This is a genomic window from Stenotrophomonas geniculata, from assembly GCF_034508895.1.
GTDB lineage: Bacteria > Pseudomonadota > Gammaproteobacteria > Xanthomonadales > Xanthomonadaceae > Stenotrophomonas > Stenotrophomonas geniculata.
In genome coordinates, this window is record NZ_CP140571.1 from 979,815 (window position 1) to 1,004,869 (window position 25,055).

18 protein-coding genes are annotated in these 25,055 nt (G+C 66.5%); 11 read left to right on the top strand and 7 right to left on the bottom strand.

Annotated features, from left to right (window positions below):
* Nucleotides 1-22: 22 nt before the first annotated feature.
* The 5 genes from RI032_RS04720 to grxC form a co-directional block, all read right to left on the bottom strand.
* Nucleotides 23-931: a LysR family transcriptional regulator gene (locus tag RI032_RS04720; protein ID WP_322547932.1), complete on the bottom strand. Its 909-nt coding sequence runs from the start codon at nt 929-931 to the stop codon at nt 23-25.
* 53 nt (nt 932-984) lie between these two features.
* Entirely contained in the window at nt 985-1,728 is a 744-nt protein-coding gene (locus RI032_RS04725; protein ID WP_057503722.1) for a cysteine hydrolase family protein, read from the bottom strand.
* 202 nt (nt 1,729-1,930) lie between these two features.
* The gene (locus RI032_RS04730; RefSeq protein WP_049412684.1) at nt 1,931-2,935 is read right to left on the bottom strand and encodes an isocitrate dehydrogenase; all 1,005 of its coding nucleotides are present in this window, start codon (nt 2,933-2,935) and stop codon (nt 1,931-1,933) included.
* A 330-nt stretch (nt 2,936-3,265) separates the two neighbouring features.
* Complete coding sequence (locus RI032_RS04735; protein WP_004154542.1) at nt 3,266-3,658, bottom strand: carboxymuconolactone decarboxylase family protein; 393 nt, start codon at nt 3,656-3,658, stop codon at nt 3,266-3,268.
* Complete coding sequence (gene grxC, locus RI032_RS04740) at nt 3,655-3,945, bottom strand: glutaredoxin 3 (protein ID WP_010483913.1); 291 nt, start codon at nt 3,943-3,945, stop codon at nt 3,655-3,657. Before grxC ends, RI032_RS04735 begins: the two co-directional genes overlap by 4 nt.
* A 142-nt stretch (nt 3,946-4,087) precedes the next feature.
* Here grxC and RI032_RS04745 point away from each other — a divergent pair, with 142 nt between their 5' ends.
* The 10 genes from RI032_RS04745 to lpxH all read left to right on the top strand — a co-directional run bounded on the left by RI032_RS04745 (nt 4,088) and on the right by lpxH (nt 21,128).
* Entirely contained in the window at nt 4,088-5,734 is a 1,647-nt protein-coding gene (locus tag RI032_RS04745) for a M48 family metalloprotease (RefSeq protein WP_486679300.1), read from the top strand.
* A gap of 116 nt (nt 5,735-5,850) precedes the next feature.
* Entirely contained in the window at nt 5,851-6,540 is a 690-nt protein-coding gene (gene phoB / locus RI032_RS04750) for a phosphate regulon transcriptional regulator PhoB (RefSeq protein ID WP_005408258.1), read from the top strand.
* Nucleotides 6,541-6,646: 106 nt separating this feature from the next.
* Entirely contained in the window at nt 6,647-7,978 is a 1,332-nt protein-coding gene (phoR, locus tag RI032_RS04755) for a phosphate regulon sensor histidine kinase PhoR (protein ID WP_005415460.1), read from the top strand.
* Between the two features lie 4 nt (nt 7,979-7,982).
* Nucleotides 7,983-10,070: a polyphosphate kinase 1 gene (gene ppk1, locus RI032_RS04760; RefSeq protein ID WP_019337026.1), complete on the top strand. Its 2,088-nt coding sequence runs from the start codon at nt 7,983-7,985 to the stop codon at nt 10,068-10,070.
* A gap of 372 nt (nt 10,071-10,442) precedes the next feature.
* Nucleotides 10,443-11,969, top strand: a complete 1,527-nt coding sequence (gene ppx, locus RI032_RS04765) for an exopolyphosphatase (protein ID WP_010483920.1) — start codon at nt 10,443-10,445, stop codon at nt 11,967-11,969.
* Between the two features lie 306 nt (nt 11,970-12,275).
* Nucleotides 12,276-15,245: a TonB-dependent receptor domain-containing protein gene (locus RI032_RS04770; RefSeq protein WP_043401353.1), complete on the top strand. Its 2,970-nt coding sequence runs from the start codon at nt 12,276-12,278 to the stop codon at nt 15,243-15,245.
* Nucleotides 15,246-15,582: 337 nt separating this feature from the next.
* Nucleotides 15,583-18,507 (top strand): TonB-dependent receptor domain-containing protein, encoded by a 2,925-nt coding sequence (locus tag RI032_RS04775; protein ID WP_322547934.1) that lies wholly within the window; start codon nt 15,583-15,585, stop codon nt 18,505-18,507.
* 143 nt (nt 18,508-18,650) lie between these two features.
* Entirely contained in the window at nt 18,651-19,796 is a 1,146-nt protein-coding gene (locus RI032_RS04780; RefSeq protein ID WP_322547935.1) for a glycosyltransferase family 4 protein, read from the top strand.
* A complete protein-coding gene (locus RI032_RS04785) occupies nt 19,777-20,316 on the top strand; it encodes a phosphatase PAP2 family protein (RefSeq protein ID WP_010483928.1) in 540 nt (179 codons plus the stop codon). Before RI032_RS04780 ends, RI032_RS04785 begins: the two co-directional genes overlap by 20 nt.
* 65 nt (nt 20,317-20,381) lie before the next feature.
* Nucleotides 20,382-21,128, top strand: a complete 747-nt coding sequence (gene lpxH, locus RI032_RS04790; protein WP_322547936.1) for a UDP-2,3-diacylglucosamine diphosphatase — start codon at nt 20,382-20,384, stop codon at nt 21,126-21,128.
* 87 nt (nt 21,129-21,215) lie between these two features.
* On the opposite strand, the gene RI032_RS04795 is transcribed toward lpxH, so the two are convergent.
* On the bottom strand, nt 21,216-22,469 hold the full coding sequence (locus RI032_RS04795) for a zinc-dependent metalloprotease (RefSeq protein ID WP_010483932.1): 1,254 nt from the start codon (nt 22,467-22,469) through the stop codon (nt 21,216-21,218).
* A 225-nt stretch (nt 22,470-22,694) separates the two neighbouring features.
* Between RI032_RS04795 and RI032_RS04800 the strand changes: the two genes are divergently transcribed.
* Entirely contained in the window at nt 22,695-24,152 is a 1,458-nt protein-coding gene (locus RI032_RS04800) for a DUF2235 domain-containing protein (RefSeq protein ID WP_322547937.1), read from the top strand.
* Nucleotides 24,153-24,221: 69 nt separating this feature from the next.
* On the opposite strand, the gene RI032_RS04805 is transcribed toward RI032_RS04800, so the two are convergent.
* Nucleotides 24,222-25,046 (bottom strand): ferritin-like domain-containing protein, encoded by an 825-nt coding sequence (locus tag RI032_RS04805; RefSeq protein WP_322547938.1) that lies wholly within the window; start codon nt 25,044-25,046, stop codon nt 24,222-24,224.
* Between the last annotated feature and the right edge of the window lie 9 nt (nt 25,047-25,055).

Genomic DNA, 25,055 nt, shown 5'->3' on the forward strand with positions numbered 1-25,055 from the left:
CACCTCGGTTGCAGCCGCGCGACTACCCTGCCGCGCCCACCTGCGCAGCGTAGTGCGCCGCAAGGTGCTCGACCAGCGCACGCACTTTCGGCGCCAGCGCACGTGCATGCGGATACAGCGCGAAGTAGCGGCGCTGCCCGGCATGCCAGGCCGGCAACACGCGGATCAGACGACCGGCGCGCAGGTCCTCCTGTACGGTCAGTGCGGTGAACAGGCTGATGCCCATTCCGGCCAACGCCGCGGCATACAGCGCGGGCGTGGCATCCACGCGCAGGCGTTGCCCGGCCTCGATGCTCACGCTGGCACCGCGCGGCCCCTGCAACTGCCAGGGCGGCATTGACGGCGTGGGACTGAAGCCCAGCAGCGTGTGCTGCGCCAGATCCGATGCCTGACGCGGCAGACCATGATGCGCCAGATAGGGCGGTGCAGCGACCAGGATGCGCGGGCACCTGGCCAGTTCGCGCGCGACCAGCTGGCTGTCCGGCAACGAGGGCGCGATGCGAAGAGCCAGGTCGAAACCGCCCCCCACCACGTCGACCAGTTGATCATCGGCCGACAGGTCCAGCGAGACCTGCGGGTAGCGCTGCAGGAACGACGGCAGCCAATGCGGCAACTCCTGGCTGGCCACGACCTGCGGCACGCTGATGCGTACGATGCCACCGGGCTGCGCTTGCCCGGCACGCACGCGATCATCCGCTTCCTGCAGGCGATCCAGCAGCGCTGCCGCCTCGCGGTAGTAGTCGCGACCGGCTTCGGTCAGTGACAGCCGGCGGCTGTTGCGATCGAGCAGTCGCACCTGCAGATGCTCTTCCAGCTGCCGCAGTTGCCGTGACATCGCCGAGTGGGTGGTCCCCAGGCGCTCGGCAGCAGCAGTGAAGCTGCCTGCGTCGACGATGGCGCGCAGCGCACGCAGGGCGGCGAAGTGATCCATCGGCGAGCAACTCCAGGTGACGGGGCCCACGGCATGCGGGCCCCACCAGCTTATCAAGCGCCGTCGCCGGCCTTGCGCACCGGCAGCGCCAGGATCGCGTCGGTGTTCATGACATCACCGAAGGCGTCTTCGATCTGCGCCAGCGAGGCGTCATGCAGCGCGCGATGATCGATGCGCTGGCCACTGGCCAGGTCCAGGTCGCGGCTGGCGCTGGCATCGGACGATACGATCACCCGGTAGCCGCGCGGTGCCGCCGCCGCGTCGCGCGCAGCACCGGCCACACAGGCATGGGTCTGCAGGCCGGTGACGATCAGGGTGTCGATGCCGGCATCCTTCAGCACCGTGTCGAGCATCGCGGCCGAGTTGCCAGCGAACACGCTGACATTGTCCTTCTGCACCACGATCTCACCCTTGCGCGGCTGCAGGTCGCGATGGAAGGCGGCATTGACGCTGCCCTGCGCGAACAGCGGTGCACCGGCCGGCAACACATGCTGCACGTGGATCACGCGGATGCCGTGAGTATCGGCGAACTCGACCACCCGCCTCGCCTGGCGCAGTGCGGCCACGCCATCGGGAATGACCATGCGGCCACCAGCAAAGCCGGGCGCGGCGCTGGCATCGAAGTATTCGTTCTGGAAGTCGATCACCAGCACGGCGGTCTTCGCTGCATCCAGCGAGGCCGCGACCGGCGCGCCGGCCATGTGGCGGATGGTGGGATGGGACGGTTCGGCGGCAGCGACCGGGGCGGTGGCGGCCATGCCGATCAGGCTGGCCAGGCCGAAGGCGGTGAGGTTCATGGGAGGGCTCCTGTGCGGCGGGTGTGGGGCACAGGATGCGGAGCGATTGGCGCACGAACCAGCCGTGCGGGGGCACATGATCTGTGCGAAAACCGCACAACCGATCATTCCGTCATCCACGCATGGCGTGGATCTACCGGAAAACGCAACGGGGCGCCCGAAGGCGCCCCGCTGGGGGATCCAACCGAGGCCGACCGGCCGCTTACAGGCGGCTGGCAATGGCCTTGGCGAAGCTCATGGTGGTGCCGGTGCCGCCCAGGTCGCCGGTCAGCGAGTCCTTGGCTTCCATGGTCGCCACAATGGCCTTGCGCAGGCGCGCGGCGTTTTCCGGCTGGCCGACGTGGTCCAGCATCTGCGCGGCTGCCAGCAGCAGCGCACACGGATTGGCCTTGCCCTGGCCAGCGATGTCCGGCGCGGTGCCGTGCACGGCTTCGAAGATCGCCGCGTCCTTGCCGATGTTGGCACCCGGGGCCAGGCCCAGGCCGCCGACGAGGCCGGCGCACAGGTCGGAGATGATGTCGCCGAACAGGTTGGTGGTGACGATCACGTCGAACTGTTCCGGACGCATCACCAGCTGCATGCAGCAGTTGTCGACGATCATTTCCTGGAATTCGATGTCCGGGTACTGCGCGGCCACTTCACGGGCGACATTCAGGAACAGGCCCGAGGTCGACTTGATGATGTTGGCCTTGTGCACGGCGGTGACCTTCTTGCGGCCGGTGCTCTTGGCCAGCTCGAAGGCATAGCGCACGATGCGCTCGGAGCCCTTGCGGGTGATGCGGGTGCCGGAGAAGGCGGTCTCGCCGTCGGCCGACACTTCCTGGCCTTCGGCCAGGTACGCACCTTCGGTGTTCTCACGAACGGTGATCAGGTCGACGTTGTCGAAACGCGACTTGGTGTTCGGGAAGGTGTGGGCCGGACGCACGTTGGCGTACAGGTCGAAGTGACGGCGCAGGCTGACGTTGATCGAGGTGAAGCCACCACCGACCGGGGTGGTCAGCGGGCTCTTCAGCGCGACCTTGTTGCGCGCGATCGATTCCAGGGTCACCGCCGGCATCAGGTCGCCGTGCTTTTCCAGGGCCACCAGGCCGGCGTCGGCGTCTTCGTACTCCAGGCCAGTCTTGAGCTGGTCGAGCACGAACAGGGTGGCGTCCATAATTTCCGGGCCAATGCCGTCGCCGCGGATGACCGTAATTTTCTGCGTCATTGATCGATGTTCCGAACAGGGGGAAAAACGCCGTCCGGACGTGCCCGGAAACGCCGGCGCAAAGGAAGTTTCACCGGCAATTATGCCTGAGCCGGGGCCGAGGTCCCAAATAGACCATGGTCCCAGTGCCCGGCTCAGGCAGAATTGCCCGCGCATTCCACCTTATCCCCGCGCCTGTCGGCGCGCCCCCTTGAACAACAAGGGGGCTCCTGGACTGTTGGATTGCGGGGAAGGCCCCCTTGCAGGTCCGGTAGTGCCGGCCGCAGGCCGGCAACCTCGGCCATGTGGGGTTCAGGAAATGCCGGCCAGCGGCCGGCACTTCCGGAGCACTCAGTGCTCGTGCGCTGCCGGGGCGGCGGCGCCGCCTTCGAGCTGGTCGAGGAAGTCGACCGCGCGGCGCAGGTGCGGGATCACGATCGAGCCGCCCACCACCAGGCCGACCGAGAAGGTCTCGAAGAACTCTTCACGGGTCACCCCGGCGTCCTTGCACTGGGCCACGTGGTAGCTGATGCAGTCGTCGCAGCGCAGCACCATCGAGGCCACCAGGCCCAGCAGTTCCTTGGTCTTCACGTCCAGCGCACCGGCCTGGTAGGTCTGCGTGTCCAGCGCGAAGAAGCGCCGCACCACCTGGTTCGGCTCGCCCAGGATGCGCTCGTTCATGCGCTTGCGGAACTCGGTGAACTCGGCGATGCGGTCCTTGCTGCCGTCGTCGGCCGCGCTCATGCCTGGCCCTGCCCGGCCAGCAGCGGCTCGAGCTTGCCTTCACGGTGCAGGGCCATCATGTCGTCGTAGCCGCCCACATGGACGTCGCCGACGAAGATCTGCGGCACGCTGGTACGGCGGGTCTTGGCCATCATCTTCTCGCGCTCGACCGGGTCCAGGTCGATGCGGACCTCGGTCCACTGCTGGCCCTTGCTCTTCAGGAAGTTCTTGGCGGCCACGCAGTACGGGCAGACGGCGGTGGAATAGATGGTGATGGCGGGGGCACCGCCGGCGGTCTGGGCTGTCACGGGAAACTCCACGATGGATCGACGGTCTACATATGGTACCGGTGCGCTGGAAATTCCACGCCACGGCCGCAACACTGTGGATTAACGAATGGTTGCCCCCTGCCCTGCCACGCTGGGCGCGCCCCGCCCGAGGACCTCCTGCTTGCGAGCCCTGCTGCTGACTACCGCCGTCACCCTGGCCCTGGCCACGCCGCTGGCCCTGGCCCAGGAGAAGCTGCCCGACATCGGCTCGTCGGCCGGCGAGCTGCTGACCCCGGCCCGCCAGGCCGAGTACGGCGCGATGATGCTGCGCGAGCTGCGCAACTACGGCTACCTGCTGGACGACCCGCTGGTCAACGACTGGCTGCAGACCATGGGCACCCGCCTCGGCTCCAACAGCGACCAGCCGCGCCAGCCGTACACGTTCTTCGTGATGAAGGACCGCCAGATCAACGCCTTCGCCACGCTGGGCGGCTACATCGGGGTCAATGCCGGCCTGGTGCTGACCGCCGAGCGCGAGGACGAGGTGGCCGCGGTGCTGTCGCACGAAATCGCCCACGTCACCCAGCAGCACGTGCTGCGCGGAGTCGAGCGCGCCCAGCGCGACCAGATCCCGATCCTGCTCGGCATGCTGGCGGCGGTGGTGGCCGCGCAGGCCAGCAACAGCACCTCCTCCGGCAACGCGACGATGGCCGCGATCAGTTCCGGCATGGGCCTGATGCAGCAGCGGCAGATCAACTACACCCGCTCCAACGAGTCCGAGGCCGACCGCCTCGGCATCCGCACCCTGTCGCGCAGTGGCTACGACGTGGATGCCATGGCCGGCTTCTTCGAGCGGATGGCATCGGCGATGCGCGGCAACGAGGGCGGCTACAGCGTGCCCGAATTCCTGCGCACTCACCCGGTCAACATCACCCGCATCAGCGAGGCCAAGGCCCGCGCCGAGCAGATGAAGAAGGACACGGTGCTGCTGACCACCACCACCCCCAGTGGCGAGCGCAGGGAGCGCGTGGACCCGACCGATCCCAGCCTGGCCGAACCCCTGTTGCGCGGAAACAACCCGCTGCTGCCCAGCAGCGTGCTGCGCATCCCGATGGGCCAGCTCAGCCGCGGCGCCAGTGGCGACTTCGACTGGGCGCGCGAGCGCCTGCGCGTGCTCAGCGCGGACTCCACCCCCGAGCTGGAACGCGAGTACGCCGATCTGGCCAAGCGCCAGAAGGACGGCCTCAACGATGCCCAGCGCTATGGCCAGGCGCTGGCGGTGATGCGCAGCGGTCGCGCCGGCGCCGCCCAGGCCCGGCAGACCCTGGCAGGCCTGCTGCAGACCCGCCCGGACAATCTGTGGCTGGCACTGGGGCTGGGCGAGGCCGAATCGCGTGCGGGCCAGACCGCCCAGGCCAACAGCCGCTTCGAGCAGCTGCTGCGCCAGCACCCCAACAGCCGTCCGGTGGCGCTGACCTATGCCGAGATCCTGAACGAACAGGGCAGCCGCGAGGCCGGCCAGCGCGCGCAGGCCATGCTGCGGCCCCTGCTGTCGCAAAGCGGTAACGATCCGGTCTTCCAGCAGCGGTACGCCCGCGCCAGCGAACTGGCCGGCGACAGCGTGCGTGCCAGCGAGGCCTACGCCGAGGCGGCCTTCCTCAGCGGCCGGCCGGAACAGTCGCTGATGCAGCTACAGGCGCTCAAGCGCAATCCGGCGCTGGACTATGTCGGCCGGGCACGGGTGGATGCGCGTATCGAGGCGATCACCCCCACCGTGCTGGAGCTGCGCCGCCAGGGCGTGCAGGACCCGGATCTGGACCGCCGCTGAGCGCTGCATGACCGGCCGATGGCAATCCAGGCCGGTTCCGGCCAGGCAGTCACAAACATGTCATCAAACCGTAGTCTACTGGCACCACTCCAGTAACCGAGCCCTACGGTGTCCTCGTGCAGAAACGCATCCTGATCGTCGATGACGAGCCCGCGATCCGTGAAATGGTCGCCTTCGCCCTGCGCAAGGGCGATTACGAACCGGTCCACGCCGGCGACGCCCGTGAGGCCCAGACCGCCATCGCCGATCGCGTCCCCGACCTGATCCTGCTGGACTGGATGCTGCCCGGCACCAGCGGCCTGGACCTGGCCCGTCGCTGGCGCAAGGAAACCCTGACCCGCGAAGTGCCGATCATCATGCTGACCGCCCGCGGCGAAGAGAACGATCGCGTCGGTGGCCTTGAAGCTGGCGTCGACGACTATGTGGTCAAGCCGTTCTCGGCGCGCGAACTGCTGGCCCGCATCCGTGCGGTGATGCGCCGCGCCCGCGAAGATGACGAGGACGGCAGCGTGGCCGTCGGCCCGATCCGCATCGACGGTGCCGCCCATCGCGTGTTCGCCAACGACCAGCCGGTGCCGATCGGCCCCACCGAATACCGCCTGCTGCACTTCTTCATGACCCACCCCGAGCGCGTCTACACCCGCGCCCAGCTGCTGGACCATGTCTGGGGCGGCAGCGTGTACGTGGAGGAGCGCACCATCGACGTGCACATCCGCCGCCTGCGCAAGACGCTGGAACCGTTCAACGCCGAAAACATGGTGCAGACCGTGCGCGGCGCCGGCTACCGCTTCTCCACTGCTACCTGAGTCTCGTCGTGCCGGCGCCGCGCACCCGCGGGTGCCGGCGCCGGCAACTCTGCTATAACCCTCGGTTCACCCCAGTGAACCGCCGCACCTCAACGACGAGATCGCAATGCCTCGCCACATCCGCTCTGCCTGGTTGAAGACCCTGGCCACCGTTGCCGCGGTACTGCTGTTCGCCGGATTGGTGGGGTGGTTCACGGGCCATCTGTGGTTGTGCATCGCACTGGGCGCACTGGCCACGCTGGCATGGCATTACTGGCGCCTGCGCAGCGTGCTGCGCCGGCTGACCGCGCGCCAGCGCTGGGACACCGCCGAGGAAGGCACCGGCGTCTGGAACGAGCTGGACCGCCTGCTGTACCGCAACCAGGTGGAAATGCGCGTGCGCAAGCGCCGCCTGCTGGACATGCTGCGCAGCTACCGCGCTGCCGCCGCCGCGCTGCCCGATGCCGTGGTGGTGCTGGACCGCAACAGCCAGCGTGTGCAGTGGTTCAACGAAGCGGCCACCGCCCTGCTGGGCCTGCATCATCCGGGTGACCTCGGCGAGGCCCTGGTCGAACGCCTGCAACCGATGCCGCTGGCGCACTGGCTGGCTGGTGGCCGCAATGCCGAGCCGATCCTCGACGTGCCCTCGCCGGTCGACCCGGCGATCCGCCTGAACCTGCGCCTGATTCCCTATTCCTCCGATTACTGGCTGCTGATCGCCCGCGATGTCAGCAAGCTGCTGCGCCTGGAGCAGGTGCGCCGCGACTTCGTCGCCAACGTTTCACACGAGCTGCGCACGCCGCTCACCGTGGTCCACGGCTATCTGGACATGATGGACCCGGAGGATTTCCCGGGAACCGGTCCGATGCTGGAAGAAATGCGCAAGCAGAGCCAGCGCATGGCCCAGCTGGTGGAAGACCTGCTGACGCTGTCGCGCCTCGAGTCGCAGGAACACAGCGAGGAAGAGACCGTGGCCATGCAGCCGATGCTGGCCACCCTGCGCCGCGAAGCCGAAGCGCACAGCCAGGGCCGCCACCAGATCAGCATCGACGACCTGGCTGGCGTTGACCTGCAGGGCTCGACCAAGGAACTGCACAGCGCCTTCTCCAACCTGGTCACCAACGCGGTGCGCTATACGCCGGCCGGTGGCCGCATCGCCGTGGAATTCCGCCGCGAAGGCGACGGCGCCGTGCTGGCAGTGCGCGATTCCGGCTACGGCATCCCGGCCACCCACCTGCCGCGCCTGACCGAACGTTTCTACCGTGTCTCCAGCAGCCGCTCCCGCGAAAGCGGTGGTACCGGCCTGGGCCTGTCCATCGTCAAGCACATCCTCGGCCTGCACCATGCGCGGCTGGAGATTGAAAGCGAGGTTGGCAAGGGCTCGGTGTTTTCCTGCCATTTCGATGCCGACCACGTGCGCCCGCGCGAGTCCGCCCCCCTGACTTCCATCGAAGAATGACGCCATGAGCAGCCTCGGATCCCTCCCCCTCCCCGTGAGCCCGGACAACGATCCGCTGCGTGACCCGGCGCTCTACATCAACCGCGAACTGTCGCAGCTGGATTTCAATTTCCGCGTGCTGGCCCAGGCGATGGACCCGCAGGTGCCGCTGCTGGAGCGGCTGCGCTTCATGTGCATCTCCTGCACCAACCTGGACGAGTTCTTCGAGATCCGCGCCGCCGCCGTGCGCCACGCGCAGGAATTCGGCCTGCCGCCGGCGCCGGACGGGATGAGCCCGCAGGCCATCCTCAATGCCATCCACGACCGCGCCGCGGAACTGGTGGACCAGCAGTACCGCTGCTGGAACGAGACGCTGCGCCCGGCGCTGATGGAGGCCGGCATCGGCGTGCTCGGCCGCCATTCCTGGACCGACCGCCAGAAGCGCTGGCTGCGCGCCTACTTCCGCAACGAGATCATGCCGGTGCTGTCGCCGCTGGGCCTGGACCCGGTGCATCCGTTCCCGAAGATCCTCAACAAGTCGCTGAACATCGTGGTGGTGCTGAAGGGCACCGACGCGTTCGGCCGCGCCGGCCATCTGGCCATCGTGCGTGCGCCGCGCTCGCTGCCGCGCATCATCCAGCTGCCGGAGAAGCTCGGCGGATCGCAGAACTTCGTGTTCCTGTCGTCGGTGCTGTCCACCTTCGTCGATGAGCTGTTCCCCGGCATGGAAGTGCAGGGGGCCTACCAGTTCCGCGTTACCCGCAACTCCGAGCTGGTGGTGGACGAGGAGGAAGTGGAGAACCTGGCGCTGGCACTGCGCGACGAACTGGTCGACCGCGGCTACCGGCCGGCGGTGCGCCTGGAAATCGCGCAGGACATGCCACGCGACATCGTGCGCACCCTGCTGCAGAATTTCGGCCTGACCGAGAACGCGGTGTACCGCATCGACGGCCCGGTCAACCTCAACCGCATCATCCAGCTGTACGACCTGATCGCGCAGCCGGACCTGAAGTACCCGCCGATGACCCCGCGCACGCTGCGCGACAGCGACGGCATCTTCGAGACGGCGGCGCGCCAGGACCTGCTGCTGCACCACCCGTTCGATGCCTTCACCGCAGTGCTGGACCTGATCCGGCAGGCGGCGATCGACCCCAACGTACTGGCGATCAAGCAGACCCTGTACCGCACCGGCAAGGATTCGCTGATCGTCGACGCGCTGATCCAGGCCGCGCGCAACGGCAAGGACGTGACCGTGGTGGTTGAACTGCGCGCACGTTTCGACGAAGAGGCCAACCTGGGCCTGGCCGATCGCCTGCAGGAAGCCGGCGTGCAGGTGGTGTACGGCGTGGTCGGCTACAAGACCCACGCAAAGATGCTGCTGATCGTGCGCCGCGAGGGCCGCAAACTGCGCCGCTACGTGCACCTGGGCACCGGCAACTACCACAGCGGCACCGCCCGCGCGTACACCGACATCAGCCTGATCACTGCCGATGCGGACATCGGCAACGACGTGCACCTGCTGTTCCAGCAGCTGTCCGGGCTGGCCTCGAAGATGAAGCTCAAGCGCCTGCTGCAGTCGCCCTTCACCCTGCACACCGGCATCCTCGGCCGCATCGAGCGCGAAACGCGCATCGCCGCCGCCGGCCGCCCGGCGCGGATCATCGCCAAGATGAACGCACTGAACGAACCGCAGGTGGTGCGCGCGCTGTACGCCGCCTCGCAGGCCGGCGTGCAGATCGACCTGATCATCCGCGGCGCCTGCACCCTGCGCCCGGGCGTACCGGGCATCTCGGACAACATCCGCGTGCGCTCGATCGTCGGCCGCTTCCTGGAGCACAGCCGCGTCTACTGGTTCGGCAACGACGGCGCACCGGAGATGTACTGCGCCAGCGCCGACTGGCTGGAACGCAACCTGCTACGCCGTGTCGAGACGTGCTTCCCGATCCTCGACCCGGAGCTGGCCAAGCGGGTCTACCGCGAAGTCCTGCAGAACTACCTGGACGACAACCTCAACGCCTGGGAGCTGGACGCCGACGGCATCTACCACAAGCGTGCCCCGGCGCACGACGAAGCCCCGCATTCTGCTCAGATGGCATTGATGCAGGGCCTCTGATCCGGTACGTGTCGACCAAGGTCGGCGCGTTTGGACTCATCCACGCATGGCGTGGATCTACCGTGTCGACCAAGGTCGACACCCACCAACAGCCGCACAGCACGCTGTCCCGGCAGATCGCAGGGAACTGTCGAAGGCGGGGTGGGTCCGGTTGCGGGGGTGTCCGCGGCATGGATGCCGCGGCCAAGCCCCCAAGGATGGGTTCACGGCGTCCCCCGCAACCGCACCCACCCCGCCATCCCACGGATACCCCGCTTTTGACGTTGACGTTGCCTCTGCGGGTGCAGGGCGCAGCCCTGCCGCACTCCCCTCTTCCAAAATGTGAAGGCCGCGCGGTGACGAGCACACCGCCCCTTCGGCTAACATTCGTCCATGCCGCATACCACCACGACTCCGCCCGCATTGCAGGATGGCGACCTGCTGGCCGCCATCGACCTTGGCTCCAATAGTTTCCACATGGTCATCGCGCGCTACACGCTCGGCCAGCTGCGGGTGATCGACCGCCTGCGCGAGACCGTGCGCATGGCCGATGGCCTGGATGGCAAAGGTGGGCTCTCCTCCGCTGCGCGGCAGCGCGCACTGGAATGCCTGGCCCGCTTCGGCCAGCGCATCCGCAACGTGCCGCCGCACCGGGTACGTGCACTGGCCACCAACACCGTGCGCCAGCTGCGCTCGCCGCAGTCGTTCCTGGTTCCCGCCGAAACCGCGCTCGGGCATGCCATCGAAGTGGTCAGCGGCCGCGAAGAAGCGCGACTGATCTACCTGGGCGTGGCCCACGCGCAACCGCCCAAGCCCGGCCAGCGCCGGCTGGTGATCGACATCGGCGGCGGCTCCACCGAATTCATCATCGGCATGGGCATGCAGACCCTGGAGCGCGAAAGCCTGCAGGCCGGCTGCATCGCCAGCACCCGGCGCTTCTTCCCCGGCGGCAAGCTGAGCAAGAAGCGCTGGAAGGACGCGCTGGCCGAGATCGGCCGCGAGTTCCAGCCCTTCGCCAGCAAGTACCGCGCGCTGGGCTGGCAGGAAGCCTTGGGCTCGTCCGGCACGCACAAGGCGATCAGCGAGATCTGCGCCACGATGAAGCTGAGCAAGGGCGCGATCACCGCCGAGGCCCTGCCCCAGCTGCGCGACGAACTGCTGAAGGCCAAGAAGATCGACGACATCCAGTTGCCGGGCCTGTCCAGCGACCGCCGCCCGATCATCGCCGGCGGAATCCTGGTGCTGGAAGCCGCCTTCCAGGCACTGGGCCTGCAGAAGCTGCTGGTCAGCAAAGCGGCGATGCGCGAAGGCATCCTGTACGACATCGTCGGCCGCGCTGGCGAAAACGACCTGCGCGATGAATCGGTGTCCGCACTCAGCCAGCGCTACGGCATCGATACCGTGCAGGCCGATCGCGTGCAGGACACCGCGCTGTCACTGCTGGAACAGGTGCAGGAACGCTGGCGGCTCGATGCCGACGACGCGCGGATGCTCGGCTGGGCCGCACGCCTGCACGAGCTGGGCCTGATGATCGCGCACAGCGGCTATCACGTGCATGGCAGTTACGTACTGGAACACTCGGATATCGCCGGCTTCTCGCGGCAGGAACAGCAGATGCTGGCCGCGCTGGTGCGCAGCCATCGCCGCAGCGTAACCAAGACCGCCTTCGACGCCCTGCCCGAGCGCCTGTTGCTGACCGCTCGCCGGCTGGCCGCCCTGCTGCGCCTGGCGGTGCTGCTCAATCGTGCCCATGAGGACGATCCACTGCCCGCGCTGGAACTGACCGCCGACGACAACCGCCTGTCGCTGATCGTGCCGCAGGCCTTCATCGATGCCCGGCCGCTGCTGCGCGCCGATCTGATCGGCGAGACCGACGGCATCGCCGGGCTGGGCATCCAGTTCCGGCCGTTCGTGGCCTGAGGCTCACGCTTTCCCACGAGGGGAAGAAGGTCACACACCGTTACGATTCGCGCATGCGCCCCCCGTTGACCTGCTGCGATGCAGCAGATCATGTCGGGGGAGCGCATTCAGGGCTACAGCTAAGCGACTGCTTTTGTTGAGCTTTCGTGAAATCTGACGATGAAGCTTGGTACAAATCGACACGCCCTCTTTACATGGCATTAACCAACGAGACTACTATCGGGTCATCGGTCCGCTTATCGGCGGCCGATTTCTTCGACGCCCCTTTTGGCGTCCCTGCACGACCTGAGAGAGAGAGAGCTCGTCATGACTTCACGCACCACCCCCCTGGGGCAGGCCATCCGCTACGCCCTGGCAACCACTGCGACGCTGGCCGCGCTGCCTGCGTTCGCCCAGAGTGGCAGCACTGCCGCGCCGACCACCCTGGATCGCATCGAGATCACTGGCTCGCGCATCCGCCAGGTGGACGTGGAGACCGCACAGCCGGTCTTGGCACTGAGCCGGCTGGACATCGAGCGCCAGGGCTTCAGCTCGGTGGCCGACATCCTGCAGAACGTCACCGCGATGGGCAGCCCGGCGATCAGCCGCGCAAACGCACTGAGCTCGGGCGAAAACACCGGCGGCACCTACATCGACATGCGCAACCTGGGCGCGCAGCGCACCCTGGTGCTGGTCAACGGCAAGCGCCTGGGCATCAGCACCTCGGGCCTGCAGGACGTGTCCTCGCTGCCGGTGTCGGCGGTGGAGCGCATTGAAGTACTGAAGGATGGCGCTTCGGCCATCTACGGTTCCGATGCGATGGCCGGCGTGGTCAACATCATCACCCGTTCCAACGTCAACGGCGTGACCGCCAACGTCTACCACGGCCAGTACAGCGAAGGCGACGGTGCGCGTGACCGCTTCGACGTGGTCGGCGGCTGGAGCAATGACCGCGTGTCGCTGACCCTGGCACTGGAGCACTCCGAAGAAAAGAGCGTCTGGGCCAAGGACCGCTGGTTCAGCAAGTACGGCGTGAGCGACCGCCACCCGAACGATGCCTCCAACTGGACCACGCTGAGCCAGTGGGGCCAGGTCACCGGTCTCAAGGGTGGCCCGGGCTGCACCAACACCAAGGACGGCTGCGGCTACTCGCTCAACCGCGGCGCTGATCCGACCAACCCGGCCAACTACCACCTGACCGACGCGACCCCGTTCACCGGCGATGTCAGCAACGCCAACGAGCAGATGCACGTCATGTATCCGCTCAAGCGTGACTCGGTGTACTTCGACGGTCGCTTCAAGATCACCGACCAGGTCAACCTGCGCACCGAATTCGGCTACAACAAGCGTTCGGCCGAGCGCCAGATTGCAGGCTACCCCCTGCAATCCAGCTCGGTGTCCATCTCGGGCGACCCGACCGCTACCGGCTTGATGTCCAAGGACAGCTACTTCAATCCGTTCGGCAACCAGCACGGCTATGCCAAGCCAACCGACGTGGCCTGGAACCGCCGCACCTGGGAAATCCCGCGTGTGAGCACCAGCGAACTGAAGACCTACCGTGCGGTAGTGTCGCTGGATGGCAGCTTCGAGATCGGCCAGCGCTACTTCGACTGGGACGTGGGCTACCAGTACAACCGCAACGAGCTGACCGCTACCGCCACCGGCAACCTGCACAAGAAGCGCGTGCGTGACGCCGTGGGTCCGTCGTTCCTGGATCCGGCCACCGGCAAGGTGATGTGTGGCCGTCCGGGCGCGGTGATCAGCGGCTGCACGCCGTGGAACCCGCTGGTGCCCTACGGCAAGAACGATCCGAACGGACTGACCGGCAATGAAGAACTGATGGCCTGGTTGTTCCCGGCGGAGCACACCACCGGCCGGACCACCACCAAGAACGCGTTCGCCAACCTGTCCGGCAGCATCATGACCCTGCCGGCCGGCGACCTCGGCTTCGCTTTCGGCGTGGAAAGCCGCAAGGAAGATGGCCGCTACACCCCCGATGCCCTGGCCCAGACCGGCGCTACCACCAACCTGGCCGCAGGCCCGACCGGTGGCAGCTACAACGTGAAGGAAGCCTATCTGGAGCTCAGCGTGCCGGTGCTGGCCGACCTGCCCGGTGCGCGTGAGCTGAGCTTCAGTGCCGCCACCCGCTACTCCAAGTACAACACCTTCGGCAACACGCTCAACAGCAAGTTCGGTTTCAAGTGGAAGCCGATCGACCAGCTGCTGGTCCGTGGTACCTGGGCCGAGGGCTTCCGCGCACCGACCATCAACGATCTGTACGGTGGCGGTTCGGAAACCTTCGCGCAGTTCAGCGACCCGTGCGACACCGTGTTCGGCTCGGCCAAGGGCAGTGCTGAAGTCCGCTCGCGCTGCGCACGTGACATCGCCGATGCCGCCAACTTCCGCCAGCTGAAGCAGGGCAACACGCCGGTAACCACGGCACAGGATGCGACCCCGACGCCGTTCGTGTCCGGTTCCAACCCACTGCTGGTTCCGGAAACCTCGACCAGCAAGACGCTGGGCCTGGTGTGGAGCCCGACCTTCGTCAGCAACCTCAACGTGGCGCTGGACTGGTGGAAGATCCGCATCGACAACACCATCGTCGGTGACAGCCCGAACCAGATCCTGAAGGACTGCTATGAGCAGGGCATCGAATCGCGCTGCAGCCGCTTCACCCGCGACCCGTCCAACGGCATCGTCACCGGCCTGAAGTTCGGCAACCGCAATGCCGGTTTCGCGGAGACTGAAGGTTATGACCTGGATGTCAGCTACCGCGTCGACACCAGCTACGGCAAGCTGAGCGCAGGCTGGACCAGCACCTATGTGAGCAAGAACGTCTACCGCTCCACCAACGATGTCCGTGATGCGATCACGCCGATCAACGGCGTTGCAAACACCATCGGCACCGCCACCAGCCTTGCGTTCCGCGTGCGCTCGAACCTGGTGCTGGGCTGGGATGTGGGTGACTTCGGCGTCAGCTGGACGGCACGCTACTACTCCGGTGTGAAGGAGCGCTGCCTCAACGCCTCGCGGTATGCGGACGAATGCTCCGATCCGACCTTCCTGGCTCCGTGGCTGAAGTCGCCGACCGCTTACAACGAGCGCGGCGCGGTGACCTTCCACGACGTGCAGTTCCGCTACAACCTGCCGTGGGATGCCACCGTTTCGGTGGGCGCGAACAATGTGTTCGGCAAGGAAGCTCCGGTGATGTACAGCAAGCCGAACTCGTCGTTCTCCTACTACGGTGGCTACGACATCGGTCGTTTCATGTACATGAAGTACCAGCAGCGCTTCTGATCCATCCACGCTGTTGAAGCTCGACGACCACGGCCCTTCGGGGCCGTGGTTTTTTTCTGCCTCCGCGCAGACTGTCGCTTTCCACATTGACCTTGATGCGTTCAATCAGGGGCACGGTCCTCTGATCTGCTTGCGCCGCACGGCCACTGTTTGCAGCAATCGATTGATTTACTTCTGCTTTGTGCAGAAGCGTCACGACTGTCTACGGTGCTTTCGTCGTTTGCCCATACGTCTCCACGCCAGTCTTCACTAGGTTCGAACGTCCACCACCGCGGTGGCATTTACGCAGCCCCGCTTGGCTGTGTTCCGAAGACTTCGAAGACCGAGAGAGAGACCCATGACCATCCGTATTCCCGAACTGGGGTTGGCGATCCGTCGTGCACTGACGATGACGGCCACCACCGCACTGGCCGCCCCCGCATTCGCCCAGCATGCACCGGAAGCCACCACGCTGGACCGTATCGAGATCACCGGTTCGCGCATCCGCCAGGTCGACCTGGAAACCGCACAGCCGGTGCTGACCATCAGCCGCGCCGACATCGAGCGGCAGGGCTTCAATTCCGTCGCGGACATCCTGCAGAACCTGACCGCGACCGGCAGCCCCGCGCTCAGCCGCGCCAGCCCACTCAGCAGCGGCGAAGCCTCCGGCGGCAGCTACGTGGACATGCGCGGGCTGGGGGCGCAGCGCACGCTGGTGCTGGTCAATGGCAAGCGCCTGGGCATGACCACTTCGGGTTACCAGGACATTTCCAGCATTCCCGCCGCTGCCGTGGAGCGCATGGAAGTACTGAAGGACGGCGCTTCGGCCATCTACGGTTCCGACGCGATGGCCGGCGTGGTCAACATCATCACCCGGCGCAACGTCCAGGGTGTGACTGCCAACGTCTACCATGGGCAGTTCAGCGAAGGCGACGGTGCCCGCACCCAGTACGATGTGGTTGCCGGCTGGTCGAATGACCGCGCCTTGATCAGCGTCGCCGCCGAGCATGTCGAAGAGAAGGGCGTATGGGCGAAGGACCGCGGCTTCAGCGCCTACACCTATACCGATCGTCATCCGGACGATGGCTGGACCACGGTCGGGCAGTGGGGGCGCATCGTCGGCTTCAAGGGCCCGGGCTGCAGCAGCGCCCGTGGCTGCAGCTATTCACTCGATCGCGGCAGCCAGCCGGGCGGGCCGGACAGTTTCCACCTCAGTGACAACACACCGTTCACCGGTGACGTCAGCAACAGCAACGAACAGATGCACGTGCAGACGCCGATCAAGCGCGATTCGCTCTTCGTCGACGCACGCATGGATCTGAACGACCAGATCCGCTTCAACACCCAGTTGGCCTACAACCGACGCACCACCACGCGCCAGGTTGCCGGCTATCCGTTCCAGTCCGGTGCAGCCGGCATCACGCCGATGTCCGCCGACAGCTGGTTCAACCCGTTCGGCAGCCACCACGGCTATGAACGCCCAAGCGATGTGCACTGGAACCGCCGCAGCTGGGAAATTCCGCGCGTCAGCATCAGCGAACTGACCACCTGGCAGGGTGTCGCAGCGTTTGAAGGCAGCTTCCAGTTCGTCGGTCGCGAGTTCGATTGGGAAGCCGGCTACCAGTACAACCGCAGCGAGCTGGAGCAGCGAGCCACCGGCAACCTGCACAAGCAGCGCGTCGCCGATTCCACCGGTCCTTCGTTCTACAACCCGGCCACCGGCAAGGTGGAATGCGGCACACCGGACGCGCCGATTGCCGGCTGCAAGCCCTGGAATCCGCTGGTGCCGTATGGCCAGGATGACCCGTACGGCCTGACCGGCAACGGCGAACTGCAGGACTGGCTGTTCCCCGAGGAACTCACCCGTGGCCGAAACACCACCCGCAACCTGTTCGCCAGCCTCAGTGGCGGCCTTGCCACGCTGCCCGCCGGGGAACTGGGCTTCGCCCTGGGCGTGGAGAGCCGCCGCGAGGAGGGTCGCTTCATTCCCGACGCGCTGGCCCAGACCGGTGCCACCACCAACCTGGCGGCGGGCCCCACCGGCGGTGGTTACCGTGTCGACGAGGCCTATCTGGAGCTGAGCGTGCCGTTGCTGCACGACCTGCCCGGTGCACGCCAGCTGACCCTCGACACGGCGACGCGCTACTCCGACTACACCACCTTCGGCCGAACCCTCAACAGCAAGTTCGGCGTCTCCTGGAAGCCGATTGACCAGTTGCTGGTCCGTGGCACCTGGGCCCAGGGCTTCCGTGCGCCGACCATCTCGAATCTGTACGGTGGCGGCTCGCAGACCTTCACCACCGGCTTCCGTGATCCCTGCGATACCGTCCATGGCGCGGCCGCCAGCAGCCCGGAGGTACGTGCACGCTGCGCCGCCGACATCGCCAACGCAGACAGCTACCGCCAGCTAGGCCAGGGCAACGAGCCGATCACCGGCAGCAGCGGGCAGACGCCCCTGCCCTTCACCAACGGCTCCAATCCCGACCTGAAGCCGGAAACCTCGACCAGCCGCACGCTGGGCCTGGTCTGGAGCCCGACGTTTGCTGAAGGACTGAACATCGCGCTGGACTGGTGGAAGGTCCGCATCGACAACACCATCGTTGCCGACCATCCCAATGACATCCTCCGCGACTGCTACGAACTGGGCATCGCCGAGCGCTGCGGCAGCTTCACCCGCGACCCGGAACTGGGCATCGTCAACACGCTCAGCTATGGCAGCCGCAACAGCGGTTTCCGCCAGGCCGAAGGCTATGACCTGGAGATCGGTCACAAGTTCGAAACGTCCTGGGGCACGCTGAGCGCCGACTGGAAGACGACCTATGTGGTGGCTGCGGAAGAACGGACCACTAACGAGGTGGATGCCCCCCCCATCCCCAGCAATGGCATTGCCACCAACGGCGGCATCGGCTTCCGTGTGCGCTCCAACGCATCATTGGGCTGGGAACGTGGCAACCTCGGCCTGGGTTGGGGCCTGCGCTATTTCTCCGCGGTCAAGGAACGTTGCCTGGATGCGGCCACGTACCCGGGTGAGTGTTCGCACCCTGGGCAGCGCGCACCGTGGTTCAGTGGCAGCCGTGACTACAACCGTCGCGGATCGGTCACCTTCCACGACGTGCAGGCACGCTACAACCTGCCATGGGATGCGACCGTCTCGATCGGTGCCAACAATGTATTCGGCCGCCAGGGGCCGATCATGTACAGCCAGCCGAGCGCCAACTTCTCCTACTACGGTGGCTTCGACATCGGTCGTTTCATCTACATGAAATACCAGCAGCGCTTCTGATCCACCGCGCTCCCTGCACCACCGCCACGGCCCTTCGGGGCCGTGGCTCCATGGGAACCGGACCGCCGTCATCCCGTGGTCGCAAAGCGGTCATATCCGCTACATCGCCAGGCCCGAGCATGCCGGAAACCCGGAGGCCCGCCATGCGCTATGCCATCGTCACCGAGACCTACCCGCCGGAAGTGAACGGCGTTGCCCTGACCGTGCAGGGCCTGGAGCAGGGACTGCGCACTTCCGGCCATGACATCGACCTGATCCGGCCACGCCAGGCCAGCGAAGCGCTGGACTCGGCGCCAGGCACGCTGCTGGTTCCGGGTGCCGCATTGCCACGCTACCCCGGCCTGCGCTTCGGCCTGCCTGCACCGATCCGGCTCAACCGCCACTGGCAGCAGCAGCGTCCCGATGCGGTCTACATCGCCACCGAAGGCCCGCTGGGCTGGTCGGCGCTGCGCACCGCGCGCCGCCTTGGCATTCCAGTCGCCAGTGGTTTCCACACCCGCTTCGACGAGTACCTGCCCGACTACGGCGTCGCTTGGCTGCAGGCCGCTGCGATGCGCTGGATGCGCCGGTTCCACAACCAGGCCGACGCAACGCTGGTACCCACCCGCGAACTGCAGCAGTTCCTCGGCGAACAGGGTTTCGAACGTGTACGCCTGCTGGCACGTGCGGTCGACAGCCAGCAGTTCGATCCGGGCCGGCGCGACCCGGGGCTGCGCGAGGAATGGGGCGTGGACGGCAATGGCCTGGTCGCGATCCATGTCGGCCGCATCGCCGCGGAAAAGAACCTTGGCCTGGCGGTGAAAGCCTTCCGGCGCCTGCAGCAGATCCGGCCCAAAGCCCGCTTCGTCTGGGTAGGTGATGGTCCGGCCCGCGAAAAACTGGCACATGAAAACCCGGATTTCATCTTCTGCGGCATCCAGCGCGGCGAGGCCCTGGCGCGGCATTTCGCCAGCGGTGACCTGTTCCTGTTCCCCAGCCGCAGCGAGACCTTTGGCAACGTGACCCTGGAAAGCATGGCCAGCGGCCTGGCCACCGTCGCATTCGACTACGGTGCGGCCCGCGAATACCTGCGTAATGGCGAGAACGGCGCGGCCGTGGAAAACGATGAGCAGTTCATCGAGGCAGCCGTGCAGCTGGCCGCCGATGATGCACGGCGCCGCGAATTCGGCAGCAGCGCCGCGCGTGCGATGAAGCGCCTGCATCCACAGCAGGTGGTTGCCGAGTTCGATGCGCTGCTGTCCGAGCTGGCCCAGTCGCGGAGGAGCGGCCATGCGCACCACGCCGCTTGAGCTGTTGGCCGGCCGCGAGGCGCGGCTCTGCCGCCGGGCCAACCACTACTGCCGGCGTCGCCGCGTGCGTCGCCTGTTCTCGGTCATCAGCCGTCTCGGCGATGGCGTGTTCTGGTACGTGCTGATGGGCGCGCTGGTGCTGCTCGACGGCTTCGACGGACTGCGCGCCTCCGTGCACATGGCAGCCACCGGGCTGGCCGCGCTGCTGCTCTACAAAGGCCTCAAGCGCTGGACCCGGCGTCCCCGCCCGTATGCGGCCGATCTGCGCATCCGTGCCTGGGTGGCACCGCTGGACGAGTTCAGCTTCCCCTCCGGGCACACCCTGCACGCGGTGTCGTTCACCATCGTCGCGTTGGCCTACTACCCGTGGCTGGCACCGCTGCTGGTCCCGTTCACCTTCGGCGTCGCGCTGTCGCGGGTGGTGCTGGGCCTGCACTACCCGTCCGATGTACTGGCCGCCACCGGCATTGCCATCCTGCTGGCATCGGCCAGCCTGGCCTGGTTGCCGCTGCCGGTGTGATGGCCGCCGCGCCGGCCGCGCATGGCCCGGCGCTACCGTCATCGTTGATGGCCTAGAATGCAGGCATGACCACGCTGTTCATTTCCGACCTGCACCTGGACCCCAGCCGTCCGGAGATCACCGACCTGTTCCTGCGCTTCCTGCGCGATCAGGCGCCCGGCGCCGATGCGCTGTACATCCTCGGCGACCTGTTCGAAGCCTGGATCGGCGACGACACGCCCTCGCCCGCCGCCGATGCAGTGGCCGACGCGCTGAAGGTGCTCTCCGACAGCGGCGTGCCGGTGTACTTCATCCGCGGCAACCGCGACTTCCTGCTCGGCGAAGACTATGCGCGCCGTGCCGGCCTGCGCATCCTGCCCGACCCGTGCGTGATCGAGCTGTACGGTCGCCCGGTGCTGCTGCAGCACGGTGACCTGCTGTGCACGGACGACATCCCCTACCAGCAGTTCCGTGCACAGACGCGCGACCCGGCATTCCAGGCGCAGTTCCTGTCACAGCCGCTGGCTGCACGCATCGCCTTCGCGCAGAAGGCACGCGACGCCAGCCAGGCCCGCCAGTCGGAAATGAAGCAGGGCGATCGTGCGCAGTTCGAGACCGTGACCGATGTGGCTCCGGCCGAAGTCGACGCCACCCTCGTGCGCCATGGCGTGGACACCATGATCCACGGCCACACCCATCGTCCGGCGGTGCACACGCTGCAGGCCGGTGGCCGCACCTGCAACCGCATCGTGCTGGGCGACTGGTACGAACAGGGATCGGTACTGCGCGTGGATGCCGGCGGCTGGTCGCTGGATACGCTCGCGCGCGAATGATGGATCGCAGGGTGCCAACCAAGGTTGGCATCTACCAGGGCAGGTGCACGCACCCGGGTAGACGCCGACCCCGGTCGGCGACTGGCTTCAGCGGAAGGCCGCGATGGTGGCCTTGGTATTGACCAGCACGCGCTGGTTGTCGGCGGTACTGGCATTGCCCATCGGGATGCCGTTGTAGCTGATGTTCGGGTTGGACCAGTAGTTCAGGCGCGGGCAACCGGCCGAGCAGTCATAGGCCATGATCGTGCGCCAGCGCGAACCGGAGGACGGCTCGTAGCGATAGCCGTGCCCATAGGCATAGGGCGACGTGCTGGGATCACTGGCGATATCGTGCCGCGCACTCTGCAGATGGCCGATCTCATGCGCGAAGGAGTAGTAGCCGGTCGCGCAATCCCAGTACACCGCCGCGAAGGCCGTCGATGCCGTCGAGCCGATGCCCGAGGCCAACCCGCAGTAGCTCGTGTTGTTGATCAGCAGGACGCCGACATCGGCCGCGGTGTTGTTGCGGCTGGTGTGGATGCTGTCCATGTAGCCGTCGCTGGTGTTGCGGAAGCGGGTCAGGTCGGTGGTGAAGTTGCCGGACTCGGTGTAGTTGGTGGTTTCATAGCCGGCCAGCTGCAGGGTGATGCCAACGTTGCTGTTGACGTAACCCTGGTTGGATTCGGCCACCGCCAGCTGCACCAGCGACTGCATGTTGCCGCCATAGGCCGTTACCGCTGCATTGGTCGCCACCACCAGCACGCGGATGGTGGCCGGGGTGCCGGACGAGGCCTGCGCGATGCCGATGCGGTCATTGTTGCCCATCGGGATTTTCGGCAGCTGGTTGTAGTCGGCCGGATGATCGGCCGGCATCCGCGATTCATCCACTTCCACCAGTACATGGCGGTTGCCCAGCGGACGCAGCCGGTAAAGCTTGCCGTCCTTGCGGATCGAGCCGGTGAGGGTGTTGCCCGAACGCACCAGGATCACTGAATTGCCAGGATCATCCTGACCGTTCGAAGTGGCGGCAGTCAGCCGATCGGACGGCGAACGCAACTGGCCGTACCAGATGCTGCCGCCATCGGGCAGGGCTTCCACCTTGCTGCGCACCGCCTGCACGCGCTGGCCAAGCAGTTCGAACTCCAGTTGCGGCTGCGCGGTGGCAGCAGCGTCGACACGCACTTCCTGTACCGTCGCGGTAGACGGGGTGGCCAGCAGCTTGCCCAGCGCGGGCTCACTGTTTGCCGATGCCCGGCTGATGACCGTCACCGGCTCGAACAACGGTGCCGCATGCGCGGCCGCTGCCACCGACAAACCCAACACCAGGCCACCTGCCGCTTTGCCAATCGATCTGGACAACATTGCGTCGCTCCTTGAATGATGTGAACAGCGTTGATGCAGCACGCCCGGGTTTGCCGGGTCTGGCCATATGGCCTGCGCGGGTCGTGTGAATTCAATAGAAGATGGGAATGAAAATCAGGAACTGTGATCGACCGCATCTGCGTTAAGTAAGGTCAAAAGCGCCACTACACTTCGTCAATACACCGCTTTCGCGCTACCGTGACGCAGTCACGACGGGACATGCACATGGCACCATCGCAGGACACGGATGAAGATGTCGGCATGCTGCGGATTGGCCTGTTCTTCGATGGCACCCGCAACAACGCACACAACCTGGCACGCGGTCGCCCACAGGTTCCGCAGCCACGTCCGGCGCAGCTGCGCGCGGATGATGATTCGACCTACCAGAGCCGGCTGACCAGCAGCTACGACAACGGCCTGACCAACATCGCGCGCCTGCAGCAGCTGTATCCGGACAGCCGCCGCAATGCGATGGGCGCACCTTCGTTGTCGATCTATGTGGAGGGCGTGGGCACCCGCGATGATGCCGATGATGATCTGATCGGACTGGCCTTCGGTATCGGTGCCAGTGGCGTTCGTGCGAAAGCGCAGCGCGCGCTGCAGGTGCTGCTGCCGGCGGCACTGGCCGAGCTGTCCGCGCGCTGGCAGCGACCGTTGCGTGGCGTGCAGCTGGATCTGTTCGGCTATTCGCGCGGCGCTGCCGCGGCACGTGATATCGCCAACCAGCTGCAGGGCTGGGACAGCGTGCGCTGGCGCCAGCTGCTGCAGGGCGCCGGCCTGTCCTGCACTGCGGACTTCGCCCCCGCCACACCGGTGCTGCGCTTCATCGGACTGTTCGACACCGTGGTCGCAGTCAATGGCGGCCGCGCCGATGAGCAGCCGCAGCTGGCCCTGCACAGCGGCATCGCCGGTCGCGTCGTGCAGCTCACTGCACGCGATGAACATCGCCAGCACTATCCGCTGACCAGCGTGGCGCCGCCATTCGCCGAGATCGTCCTGCCCGGTGTGCATGCCAACATCGGTGGTGGCTACAACCAGCTGGAGGAAGGCCCCAAGCTGCTCAGCCGACCGCGCCGGCAACAGTTGCGCCGCCCAGCGGTTGCCGACTACCAGGTCCCACCATTGGCGTTGCTGCAGGCCACCACGGCCTACGCTGAAACACAGGCCGATGCCGAACGCTGGCGGCAGCAGCTGGGCGTTGGGGAAAAAGAGATCTGGGTGGATGTCTGGCACCAGTGGCAGCAGCAGCGTCGCGCCGGCAGCCGCAGCGTGCTGCTGTCACCGGTGCTGTATGTGACGGCCGCGGTGGTGCTGCGTCGGCGCATCGACTGGCGTTATCAACTGATCGCACTGCTGGTGATGCAGCAGCAGGCCATCGATGCCGGCGTGCAATGGACCGCCAATGCGGCCGGAGTTCCCGGCTGGGAGCTGCCATCCGCCCTGCAGCCGATCGCACGCCGCCTGGTGGCCGGACAGCCGCTGACGCAGACACAGGAGGCGCTGCTGCGGCGGCGCTACCTGATGCAGTCAGCGCACTGGAACTTCGATGCACTGGGCGACACCGCACTGACCTACGCCGCCGATGCCGGCGTCAGCGAACTGCCGTACCGGCCGGGTCCCGGCCTGTTCTACATCAACCGGCCGACCGTGGACGGCAAGCGCGTGGTGTTGCCGAATGCATAAGAAAAAGGGGACGGAGGGGATCAAGTCGTTTGTGGCATTAACGCCTTGATCCCCTCCGTCCCCCTCTTCTCAACCCGCCTGCTCGACCAGGTTGGCGAGCTCATCCGCATCAAAACCAGCCAGCAGGCGCGCTTCGATGTTGAACGGCCCGTGCAGGTAGCCGCCGGCGTACTCCACCAGCAGTTCCTTGAAACGTGCGCGCGGCTCGACACCGGCGCGGTCGCAGTACCAGCGGTACCAGCGCGAACCGGCGGCAACATGCGCCACTTCCTCGCGCAGGATCACTTCCAGCACGTCGGCGGTTTCGCCATCACCGACGCTGCGCAACTTCTCGATCATGCCCGGGGTGACGTCCAGGCCGCGCGCTTCCAGCACGCGCGGCACCAGCGCCATGCGTGCCAAGCCGTCATGCGCGGTCTTTTCGCACATTTCCCACAGGCCGTTGTGCGCGGGGAAATCGGCATAGTCGTGGCCATGCACCTGCAGGCGTTCGCGCAGCAACATGAAGTGCCGCGATTCGTCGTCGGCACAGCTGACCCAGTCGGCATGGAACGCCGGCGGCAGGCCGCGGAAGCGGTACACCGCATCCCAGGCCAGGTCGATCGCGTTGAGTTCGATATGGGCGATGGCGTGGATGAAGGCGGCCCGCCCTTCCACGCCGCCCAGTCCGCGCCGCGGTACCTCGCGCGGATGCACCAGCACCAGTTGCGACGGCCGGCCGGGCATGCGGATCGGTTCCGGCGGCGGCGCATCGGCGGCCACTCTCAGGCGACCGGCACGGAACGCGGCGGCGTACGCCTGGGTCAGCGCGACCTTGCGCAGCGGGTCGGCTTCGGCCAGGCACTGCTGCGCCGCACGCAGCAGATCACCACCAACGTCGGGCACGTCAACCACGCCTGGACC